The 14140-nt window shown below is 71.5% G+C and carries 14 protein-coding genes and 1 pseudogene; 5 read left to right on the forward strand and 10 right to left on the reverse strand.

Going from position 1 to position 14140, the window contains the following annotated elements:
- The first annotated feature begins 198 nt into the window (after window positions 1-198).
- Window positions 199-582, forward strand: coding sequence for a nuclear transport factor 2 family protein (locus ACGFYV_RS28750; RefSeq protein ID WP_393881401.1), 384 nt, complete (start codon window positions 199-201; stop codon window positions 580-582).
- A 212-nt stretch (window positions 583-794) separates the two neighbouring features.
- Here the strand turns inward: ACGFYV_RS28750 and ACGFYV_RS28755 are convergent, their stop codons facing one another.
- Entirely contained in the window at window positions 795-1787 is a 993-nt protein-coding gene (locus ACGFYV_RS28755; protein ID WP_393881402.1) for an aldo/keto reductase, read from the reverse strand.
- Between the two features lie 170 nt (window positions 1788-1957).
- On the opposite strand from ACGFYV_RS28755, the gene ACGFYV_RS28760 reads away from it, so the two are divergent.
- The 3 genes from ACGFYV_RS28760 (at window position 1958) to ACGFYV_RS28770 (ending at window position 5074) form a co-directional block, all read left to right on the forward strand.
- Complete coding sequence (locus tag ACGFYV_RS28760) at window positions 1958-2872, forward strand: LysR family transcriptional regulator (protein WP_393881403.1); 915 nt, start codon at window positions 1958-1960, stop codon at window positions 2870-2872.
- An 83-nt stretch (window positions 2873-2955) separates the two neighbouring features.
- Window positions 2956-4530, forward strand: coding sequence for a carotenoid oxygenase family protein (locus tag ACGFYV_RS28765; protein WP_393881404.1), 1575 nt, complete (start codon window positions 2956-2958; stop codon window positions 4528-4530).
- A 28-nt stretch (window positions 4531-4558) separates the two neighbouring features.
- Window positions 4559-5074: a DUF664 domain-containing protein gene (locus ACGFYV_RS28770; RefSeq protein WP_393881405.1), complete on the forward strand. Its 516-nt coding sequence runs from the start codon at window positions 4559-4561 to the stop codon at window positions 5072-5074.
- 21 nt (window positions 5075-5095) lie between these two features.
- Here the strand turns inward: ACGFYV_RS28770 and ACGFYV_RS28775 are convergent, their stop codons facing one another.
- The 5 genes from ACGFYV_RS28775 to ACGFYV_RS28795 form a co-directional block, all read right to left on the reverse strand.
- Window positions 5096-6175 (reverse strand): adenosine deaminase, encoded by a 1080-nt coding sequence (locus tag ACGFYV_RS28775; protein ID WP_393881406.1) that lies wholly within the window; start codon window positions 6173-6175, stop codon window positions 5096-5098.
- Window positions 6176-6320: 145 nt separating this feature from the next.
- Window positions 6321-6716: a VOC family protein gene (locus ACGFYV_RS28780; protein ID WP_393881407.1), complete on the reverse strand. Its 396-nt coding sequence runs from the start codon at window positions 6714-6716 to the stop codon at window positions 6321-6323.
- 176 nt (window positions 6717-6892) lie between these two features.
- On the reverse strand, window positions 6893-7819 hold the full coding sequence (locus tag ACGFYV_RS28785) for a M48 family metalloprotease (protein ID WP_393881408.1): 927 nt from the start codon (window positions 7817-7819) through the stop codon (window positions 6893-6895).
- Window positions 7816-8187 (reverse strand): BlaI/MecI/CopY family transcriptional regulator, encoded by a 372-nt coding sequence (locus tag ACGFYV_RS28790; RefSeq protein ID WP_393881409.1) that lies wholly within the window; start codon window positions 8185-8187, stop codon window positions 7816-7818. The genes ACGFYV_RS28785 and ACGFYV_RS28790 overlap by 4 nt, the downstream gene beginning before the upstream one ends.
- Window positions 8188-8509: 322 nt before the next feature.
- Window positions 8510-9463: an aldo/keto reductase gene (locus ACGFYV_RS28795; protein WP_393881410.1), complete on the reverse strand. Its 954-nt coding sequence runs from the start codon at window positions 9461-9463 to the stop codon at window positions 8510-8512.
- Window positions 9464-9628: 165 nt separating this feature from the next.
- On the opposite strand from ACGFYV_RS28795, the pseudogene ACGFYV_RS28800 reads away from it, so the two are divergent.
- Window positions 9629-9908: pseudogene (locus ACGFYV_RS28800) on the forward strand (site-specific integrase); the annotation flags it as partial.
- A gap of 287 nt (window positions 9909-10195) precedes the next feature.
- Here the strand turns inward: ACGFYV_RS28800 and ACGFYV_RS28805 are convergent.
- The 4 genes from ACGFYV_RS28805 to ACGFYV_RS28820 form a co-directional block, all read right to left on the reverse strand.
- Complete coding sequence (locus ACGFYV_RS28805; protein WP_393881451.1) at window positions 10196-10558, reverse strand: hypothetical protein; 363 nt, start codon at window positions 10556-10558, stop codon at window positions 10196-10198.
- Window positions 10559-10873: 315 nt separating this feature from the next.
- Window positions 10874-11491, reverse strand: a complete 618-nt coding sequence (wrbA, locus tag ACGFYV_RS28810) for an NAD(P)H:quinone oxidoreductase (RefSeq protein ID WP_393881411.1) — start codon at window positions 11489-11491, stop codon at window positions 10874-10876.
- Between the two features lie 71 nt (window positions 11492-11562).
- The gene (locus tag ACGFYV_RS28815; protein WP_393881412.1) at window positions 11563-12507 is read right to left on the reverse strand and encodes an NmrA/HSCARG family protein; all 945 of its coding nucleotides are present in this window, start codon (window positions 12505-12507) and stop codon (window positions 11563-11565) included.
- 366 nt (window positions 12508-12873) lie between these two features.
- Complete coding sequence (locus ACGFYV_RS28820; protein ID WP_393881413.1) at window positions 12874-13836, reverse strand: pirin family protein; 963 nt, start codon at window positions 13834-13836, stop codon at window positions 12874-12876.
- Between the last annotated feature and the right edge of the window lie 304 nt (window positions 13837-14140).

The following is a 14140-nucleotide window of genomic DNA, read 5'->3' on the forward strand; positions in this document are numbered from 1 at the left end:
ACGACTTTCCGGCCACTATCCCGGCATATTCGCAGGACCCGTCGGCGGGAAAAGCACAGGTCGCGCGGCCCGGCCGTCATTACCCGGGAGGTAATCGACCCGTCGCGCCTCTCTCGGGCATGGTGTTCACACCGGATCGGCGAATCCCGGATCCGGCCCCTGACCAGCAGATACGACCTCAATGGAGGCTGATTCACCATGTCCGTGAACACTGACCGTCACGAGAGTGCAGTCGCCCGTTACCTGGAGGCCTGGAACGCCCGCGAGCCGCAGGCGCTGGCGAAGGCGGTGGCCGCCGCCTGGACCACCGACGGCAGCTACACCGACCCTCTCGCCGACGTCCGCGGCCGCGAGGGGATCGCCGCCGTGATCGCCGCCGCCCACGAGCAGTTCCCGGGGTTCGCGTTCCGTCTGCTCGGCACGGTGGACGGGCACCACGACACCGCGCGGTTCTCCTGGGAGCTGGTGAACGAGGCCGACGGCTCGGCGCCGGTGGCCGGGTTCGACGTGGTCACCCTGGACACGGAGGGCCGGATCCGCCAGGTGCTGGGCTTCCTGGACCGGGTACCGACGGGCGCCTGAGGCCGGGGCCGACGGGTACCTGAGGCCGGAGGTCGACGGGTACCTGAGGCCGGAGGTCGACGGGTACCTGAGGCCGGGGGCCGCGATGAGCGGCTGTACGGGCCGCGCGGGCCGGGCGCGGGCCGGGCGCCGGGGGGCTCCGCGCGCGGGCCGCACGGCCGGGAGCGTGTGCCGCCGGGAGCTGCTCGGCTCCCGGCCGCCGCCCGGCGTTCTCAGCCCTTCACGATCGCGTCGATCCGCGTCAGTTCCTCGTCGTCGAAGTCCAGGTTGCGGATGGTGCCGACGCTGTCCTCGATCTGCCGCGGGCTGCTCGCGCCGACCAGCGCGGAGGTCACCCGGCCGCCCCGCAGCACCCAGGCGAGGGCCATCTGTGCCAGGGTCTGGCCGCGGGACTTGGCGATCTCGTCCAGGGCGCGCAGCCGGCCGACAAGGTCCCCGGTGAGGGCGTCCGAGTTCAGGAAGGGGCTGTCGCTCGCGGCGCGGGAGTCCTCGGGGATGCCGTCGAGGTAGCGGCCGGTCAGCAGGCCCTGCTCCAGCGGGGAGTAGACGATGGAGCCCACCTGGAGTTCGTCCAGGGCGTCCAGCAGGCCCTCGTCCTCGGGGCGCCGGTCGAGCATCGAGTAGCGCGGCTGGTGGATGAGGAGCGCGGTGCCGAGGTCGCCGAGGATGCGGGCGGCCTCGCGGGTCTGCTCCGCCGAGTAGTTGGAGACGCCCACGTACAGCGCCTTGCCCTGCTGCACGGCGCTGTGCAGGGCGCCCATCGTCTCCTCCAGGGGAGTGTCCGGGTCGAAGCGGTGCGAGTAGAAGACGTCGACGTAGTCGAGGCCCAGGCGCGTGAGGCTCTGGTCGAGCGAGGACAGCAGGTACTTGCGCGAGCCGAACTCGCCGTACGGGCCGGGCCACATGAGGTGGCCCGCCTTGGTGGAGACGACCAGCTCGTCGCGGTAGGGCCCGAAGTCCGCCTTGAGGGCGTCGCCGAGCGCGGACTCGGCGGCGCCGGGCGGCGGGCCGTAGTTGTTGGCCAGGTCGAAGTGGGTGACTCCGAGGTCGAAGGCGCGGCGCAGGATGGCCCGCTGGGTCTCGGTGGGACGGTCGGGTCCGAAGTTGTGCCACAGGCCGAGCGACAGCGCGGGAAGCTGCAGGCCACTGCGTCCGGTGCGCCGGTAGGGCATGTCGGCGTAGCGGTCGGGGTGTGCGGTGTACAACGCGACTCCAGAGGGGTTGGCACAGAGTGTTCCCGGCTCCCGGGACCACGGAATGTTCCCGGCTCCCGGGACAGTGAGGTCCCAGGGAACCCGCTTCCACTCTCGCCGGGCGGCCGGGCAGCGGTCCAACAGAAGAATCCGATGGAATTCAGCGGCTAAGCTTCTCAATCATGGAACTGCGTCATCTCCAGCACTTCGTCGCGGTCGCCGAGGACCAGCATTTCACCCGGGCCGCCGAGCGCCTGATGGTGTCCCAGTCGGGCCTGTCGGCGTCCATCCGGGCACTGGAGCGGGAGCTGCGGGCGCCGCTGTTCGTACGGACCACCCGCCGGGTGACGCTCACCGAGGCCGGGCGCGCGCTGCTGGCGGAGGCCGAGCGGATCCTCGCACAGGTGCGTTCGGCGCACGAGGCGGTGGCGGCGGTGCAGGGGGTGCTGCGCGGCACGCTGGCGCTGGGCACCGAGCAGTGCATCGCCGGGGTGCACGTGGCCCCGTTGCTCGCGGCCTTCCGGGGCCGGCACCCGGACGTGGAGATCCGGCTGCGGCAGGCCGGTTCGGGCGCGCTGGCCGAGGAGGTCTCGGCGGGGCGGCTCGACCTGGCCTTCGCCTACCGCACCCAGGCGGACTCGGACCAGCTGCGCTCGGTGGCGCTGACCAGTGAGCCCATGACCGTGCTGTGCCATCCGAGCCACCGGCTCGCCTCGTGCGGCGCGCTGCTCGCACCGGACGACCTGGCTGGTGAGGTCTTCGTGGACTTCCACCCGGACTGGGGGCCGCGCCGCACCACGGACGCCGCCTTCGCCGCGGCCGGGATCCGGCGCACGGTCGCACTGGAGGTCAACGACGTGCACAGCCTGCTGGACCTGGTCGACGAGAACCTCGGCATCGCCGTCGTACCCCGGCACTTCCGGCACAAGCGAACCTCCCTCACGGCGCTGCCGCTGAAGGGCACGGGTGAGGCGGAGTACGAGACCGTCGCGCTGCTGCCGCCGGAGCGGGCCACGAGCCCCGCCGCCCGCGCGCTGGTCACGCTCCTCGAAACAGGGGGCCTGGCACCACCCCAGGACGGGGCCCAGGCCTCCTGATTCCGGCCGCCCGCCGCCCCAGACTCGTGACCGTCGGCCCAGAAACGCCGAACGACGAACGACGACGGTCAGGGGGACACACCATGGCGGAACACACACGGCGGACGGTGCTGCGCGGGACGGCCGGACTCGCGGCGGCCGGGGCACTGACCGGCCTGGGCACCGGCGGCCCGGCCGCGGCCCTCTGCGCGGAGCAGCGGGAGGTGACGAGGCAGCGAGAGATGACGGAACAACAAGAGGTGACGGAGCGTCACTATCCTTTTCTGGAAGGGGCGTTCACGCCCGTCACCGAGGAACTGACGGCCTTCGACCTGCCGGTGACCGGCCGGATCCCGCGCGAGCTGAACGGCCGCTTCCTGCGCAACGGCCCGAACGTCCTCGGCCTGGAGGATCCCCGGGCCCATCACTGGATGCTCGGCGACGGCATGGTGCACGGCGTGCGGCTGCGCGACGGGAAGGCGGAGTGGTACCGCAACCGCTGGGTGCGCGCCTCGCAGGTCACGAAGAAGCTCGGCGAGCCGTACCCGGGCCCGGTCCCGGGCCCGGTCCCGCCGGACGACTTCCCGTGCAACACCCATGTGATCCCCTACCGGGGGCGGATCCTCGCGCTGCAGGAGAGCGGCCCGCTGCCGTACGAACTCGACGGCGAGCTGCGTACGGTGGGCACGTACGACTTCAAGGGCACCCTGGAAGGCGCGTTCACCGCGCACACCAAGTTCGACGCGCACGCGGGCGAGCTGCACGCGCTCGCCTACTACCCGGCCTGGGACCACGTCCGGCACATGGTGGTGGACCCGTCGGGGCGTGTCACGCGCACCACCCGGATCCCGATGCCGGACGCGCCGATGGTGCACGACTTCGCGCTCACCGAGAAGCACGTCGTCGTCATCGACATCCCGGTCACCTTCGACCCCGGCGCGTTCGAGCGCGGCGCCCCGGTGCCGTACGTGTGGAACCGCGCGCACCCCGCGCGCGTGGGCGTCATGCCGCGGGCCGGGGGTACCCCCTCCGGGGGAGGGCCGGTGCGCTGGTTCGGGATCGACCCCGTCTTCTACTCGCACACGCTGAACGCCTACGACGAGGGCGACCACGTGGTGGTCGACGTGACGACCTACCCGGCGCCGTTCGACGTCGCCGGGCGCGGCTCGGACGGTCCGTACGCGACGGACACCGCGAAGCTGGAGCGCTGGACGGTCGACCTGCGCCACGGGCGGGTGCGGCAGCGGGTACTGGACGACCGGCCGCAGGAGTTCCCGCGGGTGAACGAGTCGTTCGTGTCACGGCGGCATCGCTACGGCTACACGGCGGTCGTCGCCGAGATGACGGCCGCCTATCTCACGCCGGACGGTGGCACCCCGCCCGACAACGCGTTCTCCAACGCGCTCGTCAAGCACGACCTGTCGCGCGGCACCCTGGTGCACCGGCTGCCGAGGGGCGCGGCCGCGGGCGAGGCGGTGTTCGTACCGCGGGACGGCGCCGACCGCCGTGCGGCCGAGGACGACGGGTATGCGATCGCGTACGTGCACAACCCCGACCGGGGCGCGGCCGATCTGCTGATCCTCGCGGCGCAGGACTTCACCGGTGAGCCGGTGGCCCGGGCGCATCTGCCGGGCCGGGTTCCGCTCGGTTTCCACGGAAGCTGGATTGCGGACGCGTGATCGACCGCCGTTTGGGATCGTGGAAGCCATGCATGCCAAGGACATCCTCATCGACGGCTACGGCCGCATCCAGGAAGAAGTCCACGCCGCCCTCGACGGCCTCGGACCGGACGAACTGAACCACCGCCCGACGCCCGCGGCCAACTCCATCGCCTGGCTCGTCTGGCACCTCACCCGGGTGCAGGACGACCATGTCGCCGACGCCTTCGGCCTCGAACAGGTCTGGCTCTCCCAGGGCTGGGAGAAGCGCTTCGGCCTCGGCCTGCCGGCCCGTGACCACGGCTACGGGCACACCCCGGCGAAGGTCGCGAAGGTCAGGGTCGACTCCGCCGACCTGCTGACCGGGTACTACGACGCCGTCCACGAGCAGACCCTCGGCGTCCTGCGCTCGCTGGCCGCCAAGGATCTCGAACGGGTCGTGGACGAGGGCTGGGATCCCCCGGTCACGCTGGGGGTCCGCCTGGTGAGCGTCCTGTCCGACGACCTCCAGCACGTCGGACAGGCCGCCTACCTCAGGGGGCTGATTCAGACCTCAGAAGGCTGATTCAGGCATCAGGGGGCTGATTCAGAGCGCGGCCGCGTAACCCGGCAGGACGACGTCCTCGATGAGGGCGTTGCGCTCGTCGAACGGGATGAACGCGCTCTTGAGGGCGTTCACCGTGACCGTGCGCAGGTCCTCGACGCTCCAGCCGGCCTCCTCGACCAGCAGGGACATCTCCCGGGTCATCGTCGTACCGGAGACCAGCCGGTTGTCGGTGTTGACGGTGACCCGGAAGCCCAGGTCCTTCAGGGCGGTGATGGGGTGCTCGGCGATCGAGGTGGCGCAGCCGGTCTGGAGGTTGGAGGTCGGGCACATCTCCAGGGCGACGCGGCGATCGCGGATCCAGCCGGCGAGGCGGCCGAGCTTGCCGGCGGCGAGGTCGGGGATGTCCTCGGTGATGCGCACGCCGTGGCCGATGCGCTGGGCGCCGCAGACCTGGAGGGCCTGGTGGATGCTGGGCAGGCCGTGCGCCTCACCGGCGTGGATGGTGAAGGGGACGCTCTCGCTTCGCAGGTGCGCGAAGGCGTCCAGGTGGTCGGCGGGCGGGAAGCCGTCCTCGGCGCCCGCGATGTCGAAGCCGACGACACCGGCGTCGCGGTAGGCGACGGCGAGGTCGGCGGCTTCGCGGACCCGGTCGAACATGCGCATGCCGCACAGCAGGGTGCCGACCCGGACGGGGGTGCCGGCGGCGGCCGCCTTGGCCATGCCGGCGGCGAGGCCCTCCTGGACGGTCTCCACGACCTCGCTCATCGCCAGGCCGCCCCGCGTGTTCAGCTCGGGGGCGTAGCGCACCTCGGCGTAGACGACGCCGTCCGCGGCGAGATCCAGGACGTACTCCTCGGCGACGCGCAGCAGGCCCTCGCGGTTCTGCATGACGGCGAGGGTGTGCTCGAAGGTGGCTATGTAGCGGACCAGGTCCCCGGAGTTGGCGGCCTCGACGTACCAGGCGGCCAGCTCGTCGGGGTCGGTGGTGGGCAGGGTGTGGCCGACCGCGGCCGCGAGTTCGACGACCGTCGCGGGACGCAGGCCCCCGTCGAGGTGGTCGTGCAGGACGGCCTTGGGCAGGCGGCGGATCAGATCGGCATCTACGCGCGTAGCAGTCATGGCGGGTCTTTCCGTGAGCGGGCTGTTCAAGGCGGTGGGTGGAGCGTGGGGCGGGACGAGCGTGTGGCGGGAGAAGCGTTTGACGGGAGGAACGTGTGCCGGGGGGCTCAGCCGGCGGGCTGGAGCAGCGTGTGCCGGGGCGGGCTCACCCAGCGGGCTGGAGCAGGTCCCAGCGGTTGCCGTACAGGTCCTGGAAGACGGCGACCGAGCCGAACGGCTCGTGGCGCGGCTCCTCCAGGAAGGTCACACCGGCGGCGGTCATGCGGGCGTGGTCGCGGGCGAAGTCGTCGGTGTACAGGAAGAACCCGACGCGCCCGCCGGTCTGGTCCCCGATCCGGGCGCGCTGGTCCTCGTCCTTGGCGCGGGCGAGTAGCAGTCCGGTGCCGTGACCGCTCTGCGCACCGGGCTCGACGACGACCCAGCGGGCGCCGTTCGGCCGGGGCTCGTCCTCGGCGAGGCGGAAACCGAGGGCGTCGGTGTAGAAGCGGATGGCCTCGTCATAGTCGTCCACGACGAGGGTGACCAGGGCAACGCGTCGCATCGGGGCCTTCCGGTGAGGGTGGTTAGCCGGAGAGGTTATACGTAAAACTACGCCCGCGCCAGTCACCGTTCTACGCGCGTCCACGCATGCGGGGGACGGGAGTCCAAGCGTGGGGAAACGAGAGTCCGAGCATGCGGGGGACGGGAGTCCGAGCACGCGGGAGAAGGGAGTCCGCGTCAGGGCTTCTCGTCGCCCTGAGCGACCTCGACGCGGTGGTGGAAGTCGGCCATGGCGAGGGCCGAGGCCACCCCGGAGGCGGCCGTGCAGGCGAGGAGCAGCGCGGCGATCAGGCGGCCCGTACGGCGGGTCGGGGCGGCGGCCAGGAGGGCCTGGACGCGCCGCGGGACGGGGCCCGTGGTCGCGGCGGCGGCGAAGTCGGGGCGCACGGTGCGGGCGGCCTGCCCGGCGAGGGCGGCGCGGGCGATGGCCCGCGCGGTCAGGCGCCGGTCGCCGACACTGGCCGCGGCGGCCTCGTCGGCGGCGCGCTCGGCGGCGAGCCGGATCGTCTCGCGGACCGGGCGCAGCGCGGGGTGGCAGTGCGCCGTGAGTTCGGCGGCGGCGAGGAAGTAGTGGTGGCCGCCCTCGTTGTGCGCCCGCTCGTGCGCGAACAGCGCCTCGCGCTCGGCGCCGTCCAGAGTGCGCAGCATGGCAGTGGTCACGACGATGCGGTGTGGGCGTCCGGGCAGGGCGTACGCGTCCGGGCGGGGCGAGTCGACCACGCACAGGTCGCCCGCGGCCGGCCCCAGCCCCGCCTGCGTGCGCGCGGCACGGAAGGCACGGGTCTGACGCAGGACCGAGCGAACGAGAGTCCAGCCGCACACGGCGAGGACACCGACGGACGTCGCGGCGACCGGGAGGACGACGAGGTCGGAGGCGGTGTGCAGCGGGTGTATCAGTTCCCCGAGGGCGGCGAACAGCGGCACCTTGAGCAGCCCGAGGAGGACGAACGTGCCGAGGGCCGCCAGCGAGCCGCCCGCGACGACGACCGCACACACGGTGATCACCCACAGCGCGACGGCCGGGGCGAGCCGGTCGAGGGTCCGGCGGGCCAGTACCGGCAGGACGCACGGCAGCAGCAGGGGCAGCAGGAACAGTGCGGTCATGGGGCCTCGGATTCCAGCAGGTCCCGCAGGATGCGCTCGTCGTCGGCGCTGAGCTGGGCGACGAAGCGGGCGAGTACGGTCTCGCGGTCGTCGTCCCGGTCGAGTTCGGTGTGCATCCGGCGGGCGGTGAGGCCCTGGGCGTCCTGGACGGGGAAGTAGGCGTAACCGCGGCCCTGCCGGTGCCGGTCGACCACGCCCTTGTCGTGCAGCCGGGTCAGGATCGTCGTCACCGTGGTCCTGGCGAGGTCCGAGGCAAGGCTGACCTGGACCTGGCCGGGCGTCTGGGGGGCACCGGCGGCCCAGAGCGCGGCCATGACGCTCGCCTCCAGCTCGCCGGCCGGCCGGCGTTCGTCCTTCGCGTCGGTCATGGGAACGATCCTCACCCCGTCCTCGTCGTCCAGTCCAGTTCAGTCCAGCAGGCGTCTACTCACTCCAGCAAACGTCTACAAAATTGTAGTCAGTCGGGCGCCGTCCCGTCCCACGGCATGCGCCCGCATCCATTATGGGAGGGGCTGCGGACGCGGGGTGAGTTTGAGGAGGAGCCGCGGACGCGGGGGGAGCCGCCGCCGTCCACCGGCGAGAGCGCCCTGCCTCGAACCCTTCCCCTCTCCCCTCTTCCCCCGGCCTCTACTCCCCGCCTCTGTCCCCTGCCCCTGCCCCTGTCAGGCCCGCCTCTGTCCCCTGCCCATGTCAGTCGCTCGCCGTGTGCAACGCGTCCAGGCTCCGCAGCTCCTCCTGTGTGAGGCGCAGGGCGCCGGCGGCGATGTTCTCGGTGAGGTGGTCGGGGTTGCCGGTGCCGGGGATGGCGAGGACGTGCGGGCCCCGGTGCAGGGTCCAGGCGATACGGATCTGGGCGGGGCTCACGCCGTGGGCGGCGGCGACGGCCCGCACCCGGTCGTCCCTCCCCCGGTCGCCGCTCCCCGAGCCCTCGCCCCCCTGCCCCTCGTCTCCCGCGCCGGCGGTGCCGTGCTCGCCGCGGCTGCCCGCGACGGCGTAGAAGGGCACGAAGGCGATGCCCCGCTCCCCGCACATCCGCAGGAGCTTGTCGCCCTGGGGGTCGGCGCCGTCCAGCCCGTACCGGTTCTGCACGCTGACCACGGGGGCGATCTCCAGTGCCTCGGTCAGGTGCCGGGGTTCGATCGCGGAGATGCCGAGGTGCCGGATCAGGCCGGCCTCGCGCAACTCGGCGAGCGCGCCGAAGTGTTCGGCGACGGAGTCCTGGCGCATGCGGCGCAGATAGACGAGATCGAGGTGGTCCCGGCCGAGCTGGCGCAGGTTCTCCTCGACGTGGGCGCGCAGTTGGTCGGGGCGGGCCGAGGTGCCCCACTCGCCGGAGTAGTCGCGGAAGGGGCCCACCTTGGTGGCGATGACGAGGTCGTCCGCATAGGGGGCGAGGGTGGTGTTGATGAGTTCGTTGGCGGAACGCAGGGCGGAGAAGTAGAAGGCGGCGGTGTCGATGTGGTTCACACCGAGTTCGACGGCCCTGCGCAGAACGGCGATCGAGCGTGCGCGGTCGCTGGGGGTGCCCAGGTGGAAGGCGGCGCTGCCCGTCAGCCGCATCGCGCCGAAGCCGATGCGGTGGACGGGCAGATCGCCCAGCTCGAAGGTGCCGGAGGCGTCCGCGGTGATCATGTCGGCGGTCATCGGCGGAGTCTCGCACACCCGCCCCCGGCGCCGGCGGGCGGCTCGGAGGTCGGCCGAGGGACTTGGCCAGGACGGTTTCGCGGTGGCTGAACGTCACGGTGAAGCAGCGGCCGTGGAGTTGAGGGCCGAGGAACATCCATGTCAGATCGTGCGCCGAGCCGACATCGGCTCGGTGAGGCCCGGCCGCTGGCGTCGGTCGCTGACGACGAGATCGGCGAGGCTCCGGAACTCCTGTGGGGCACCGCGGCGGTGAACACCTGGAACTCCCGCCGGGCCACGGGTGCTGTCGTGGCTCGGTCGGTGCCGTGAGCGCGGTTACGAGGGGCTGGTGGTTCCGGCCTGGGCGAAGCGGCCGGCGGTGCCGGACTCCGAGACCCCGACCCGCTCGAAGAGGGCGACCGACCGGTTGATCGCGCGGCGCGAGACGCACCTGCGGGAGAAGACGCCGCTGAGCGTCTCGTCACTCATGTGCGGGCTTCCCGCGAGGAACTCCGCGCCCTGCCGGCCACCAACACCTGCCCGGTGGAAATCCGGCGGCCCAGCTTCGCCCAGGAACCGCACACCGTGGACCGGTCCTTCCCGTGAGAGCCGGTCGACGACCTCGTCAGCCGGGACGGGGCGGGTCCGCCCGACGCGGCGACGAGGTCGTCGGGGGCGGCGGTTTCGCGTCCTTCGCACGACCGCATCGCTCCGGCGGGCCCGCCCCGCGCGGGCATCCGGTCATGGAGTGCCTCACTGCCCAGGGGCGTCGATGACGACGTACACGCTCTCCACGACGCCGTTCTGGACGGTGATCACGTCCCTCCCGGTGACGACGGGTGGCGCTCCGGCCGGCCCGAGGGTCCAGGTGTACGTCGACAGCTCCTGGGCGGTCTGGATCGGGCCGCTCAGTGTGATCTCCATGCCCGGCATGGCGCCCTGCAGGGCGTCGATGGCCTGCTCGACTCCCTTGTGGCCGTGGAACGCGGCGTCCGTCTCGGCGACGAGCACATCGCTCGAGTACGTGGAGGCGATCGAACGGCTGCGTGCCTCACCGGCGGGCGAGTTCCAGATGGTCAGGTGTTCGGCGACGACGTCGGCGATGGTCGTGCTCATGATTTCCTCCTCGAACGGCACCAACAGTTTGGTGACACGTCCACCATATTACGGAGCGGCTCGCATTGCGGTTCGCTATCGGGAGCCCGTGTCGACGGATTCCCTTCCGGCCGAAACCGAGCGGCAGTTCATGGCGCACCCGTCGGCGTCGTCGACGTGTTTCCCGGATCCACGCGGAACGTCGGTGCTGCGTGCGAAACGCGAGAGTCGAGCCCGGGTCCCCCGCGGCGTGCCCGTGCTCCGGGTGACCGGGCCGGTAGTGCGGGCCGGGGCGACTGTGAGCGGCAGCACGGCAGCCCCGGCGTCCGGGAGGGATCAGGCAGCGAAGCCGCGCTTGAGGGCACCGGCGATCCGAACCACCCGCTCGGCCTGGTAGCGGGCGCTGTTGCGGGTCTCGTCGCCGATCGGGTTGCTGCCCTGGGCGTCGGCGTGAGAGGTGCCGTAGGGGTTGCCGTCCACGAACTTCACGGGGTCGGTGTAGCCCGGCGGCACGACCAGGCCGCCGAAGTGGTGGATCGAGTTGTACAGCGCCAGCAGCGTCGACTCCTGGCCGCCGTGCTTCGTGGCCGTGGTGACGAAGCCGCTGTACACCTTGTGGGCCAGCACGCCCTGGGCCCACAGGCCACCGAGGGTGTCGATGAACTGCTTCAGCTGCGAAGAGACGTTCCCGAAGCGCGTCGGGGTGCCGAAGATGACGGCGTCGGCCCACTCGACGTCGTCCGGCGTGGCCTCGGGAACACCCGCGTCGGCGGCGACATGGGCGGCCCATGCCTCGTTGGCGGCAACGGCGGCCTCGGACGCGAGTTCAGCGGTCTTCAACAGGCGTACTTCGGCACCGGCCTTCGCGGCGGCGTCGCTGATCTCCTTGGCGATCTCCGCGCTGAAGCCAGTCGAGGAGTAGTAGATGACAGCGAGTTTGACGGGGGTGGACATGATTCCAACTCCAGAAGCGAGGGTGGCAGATCAACCATTGGCTCAGGCGTCGACGCCGACGCGAGCACCGGTCAGCCGCGCGGGAACGCGTCCTTGTGCGCCTGTGCCCACTGCTCGAACGTCTGCAGGGCGGGGTTGAGGCTGCGCACGAAGTCGAGGTCACGCACGGCCACGAACTCGGGGACCTCGACATAGAACTGGAACATGTTCGCCGACTCCCCCGCACCGGGCCACTCCTGCGCGCGCAGCACGTCGAAGGGAACGGGGACATAGGTCACCGGCTCACCGAGCGTCTCGCCGAGGACGGCGGCCATCTCGGCTCCCGTCAGATGCTCTCCGGCGATGCTCACGGTCCGGCCGACGAATTCCGCACCGCGCCGGAAGATGGCGTACGCGGTCTTGCCGATGTCCTCCGCCGCCATGCCGGCGAGCTTGCTGTCACCCATCGCCAGCGCCAGGACCAGCGCGCCGTCCTGGTCACGCTGCGGCGCCATCGGGCCGAGCAGGTTCTCCCAGAAGAACGTGGTCTCCAGGAAGGTCGTCGGCACCCCGGCATCGGTGAACAGCTGGTTGGCCTCGGCCTTGGCGTCGAAGTGCGGCACCTTGTAGGTGCCCATCAGCGTCGGCATCCGGTCGTCGTCGAGCGGAATGTGCTCGCGGGTGTCGTCCAGGGTGGACCAGATGACGTGGCGCAGCCCGGCGGCCTTGGCGACCCGCGCCATCGTGGCCGCGTCCTCCTTCTCCCGCTCCGGCGACCCGTGCTCCCAGAAGTTGGTCACCAGGAACGCGCCGTACGCTCCATCGAACGCCTTCGCCAGACTGTCCGCGTCACGGATGTCCGCCACCACCACCTCGGCACCCTGCTCGGCCAGTTCACGGGCCTTCTCCGACGAGGCGTTGCGCGTCAGGGCACGCACCGTGAACTCGCCGCTCGCATCGGCCAGGATCGCGCGGGCCAGACCGCCGCCCTGAGCGCCGGTGGCACCGACTACCGCGATGACCTTCTTCTCCGACACGGTTCTCCTCCTTGCCGCGCGGAGCTGCGTACCCCGCGCCTCGGCCGACGGCCGACCTGCCAAGTGGATGACACATCAACCGGTTACAGGGGCCCAACCTACACGACTTGATGACGCATCAACAATCCCCTCACGGAATCCGCTCGTCGTCACGTCGGAGCCGTACGCCGCCTGCTCATCGCCCCCTTGACGCCACAGGAGCTGACCACGTTCACCGAACTCTCGGACCGCCTCCTCGAAGCAGCTGGAGCAACTGGAACAGGATCAGAACATGGCCGCCAGCGCCGACTGACGGCCACGAGGACATCGCCGGAGCCGGCATCAAGACCTGCACGGAGCGAACGTCCCACTGCTGACGGTCAGCGGTCAGCGAGTACGGCCGCGGGGCTTGAGCGGCGTCACCGGCAGGGCGGGGGCGGGCAGTGGCTCACCGTCGTAGCCGTGGACCGTGCCGAAACGGTCACCTGACATCCAGGCCGCACGCCCCTCGGCGATCTCCTCCCGGGTCCGGCCGATGAGGTTCCACCACATGATGATCTTCTCCTCGAACGGCTCCCCTCCGAGCAGCAGCAGCTCCGCGTCACTGAGGGCGCGCAGCGGCAGCTCGGAACGCCCGGAGCCCAGATAGACCATGGAGCCGGGGGCGAGAGGCACCCCGTCGACTTCGGTGACCCCGGACATCGTCAGGACGGCGTACTCGAAGTCCGGCTCCACCGGCAGCCGTACGTCCGCGCCTTCGACGAGTGCGAGGTCGGCGCCGACCAGCGGCGTGTACGTCGTGCCCGGCGAGACCGCGCCGTCCAGTCCGCCCAGGATGACGGTGGCCGTCAGCCCCGGGGCCGTGACGACCGGCAGGTCGGCGTGATGCTCGAAGGCGGGCGCGGTGTTCCGGTGGACCTCGGGCAGCGCCACCCACAGCTGAGCACCATGAAGCAGCCGGGGATGCGGAACGGTGCTCTGCTCGGCGTGCGCGATGCCCCGCCCCGACGTCATCAGGCCGAGCCGGCGCGGGCGCAGGGTCTGCACACTGCCGACGCTGTCGCGGTGCAGCACCTCGCCCTCGTGCAGCCAGCTCACCGTCTGCAGGCCCATGTGCGGGTGGGGCGGTACCTGCATGCCGGGCTCGTCGGCGATGTCGTCGGGGCCGAAGTGGTCGACGAAGCACCAGGCGCCCACCATCCGCCGCCCCAGATTCGGCAGCAGCCTGCGGACGGCCGTGGCGCCCAGGCTTGCCTCGCGCGGGTTCAGCAGCTCCCTGACGGGCCGCCCGGACACGTCGGCCCGGCCTCCGCACTCACGGAGCCCGGACTGGAGGTCGAGGTCACTCATGCCGACCGCGTCCTTTCTGCGGCTGCGGGCCGCGGTACGGGGTTGTGCCTTGCCGGGCGTTCGGGCGCGGCCACGATGGGCGCTCCACCAGGCTGGACGACATCGGCCGTCTCGCGGCCGGGGTCGTCCGCCACACGAGGGTTCCTTCGCGCCCCCTCGGAACGGCCGCCGTGCCGTCGTTCCTCCGTACGAGGAGGAGACTTCCGCCGCCAGCCAACCACCGACATAGTTGACTAGTCAACCGAAGCGCCGAGGCGTCGAAGTTCACACCGGCGACCGCGAGGTGCCCGCCCCGTCCACCGAA

The sequence above is a fragment of the Streptomyces sp. NPDC048297 genome (assembly GCF_043201585.1).
Lineage (GTDB): Bacteria > Actinomycetota > Actinomycetes > Streptomycetales > Streptomycetaceae > Streptomyces.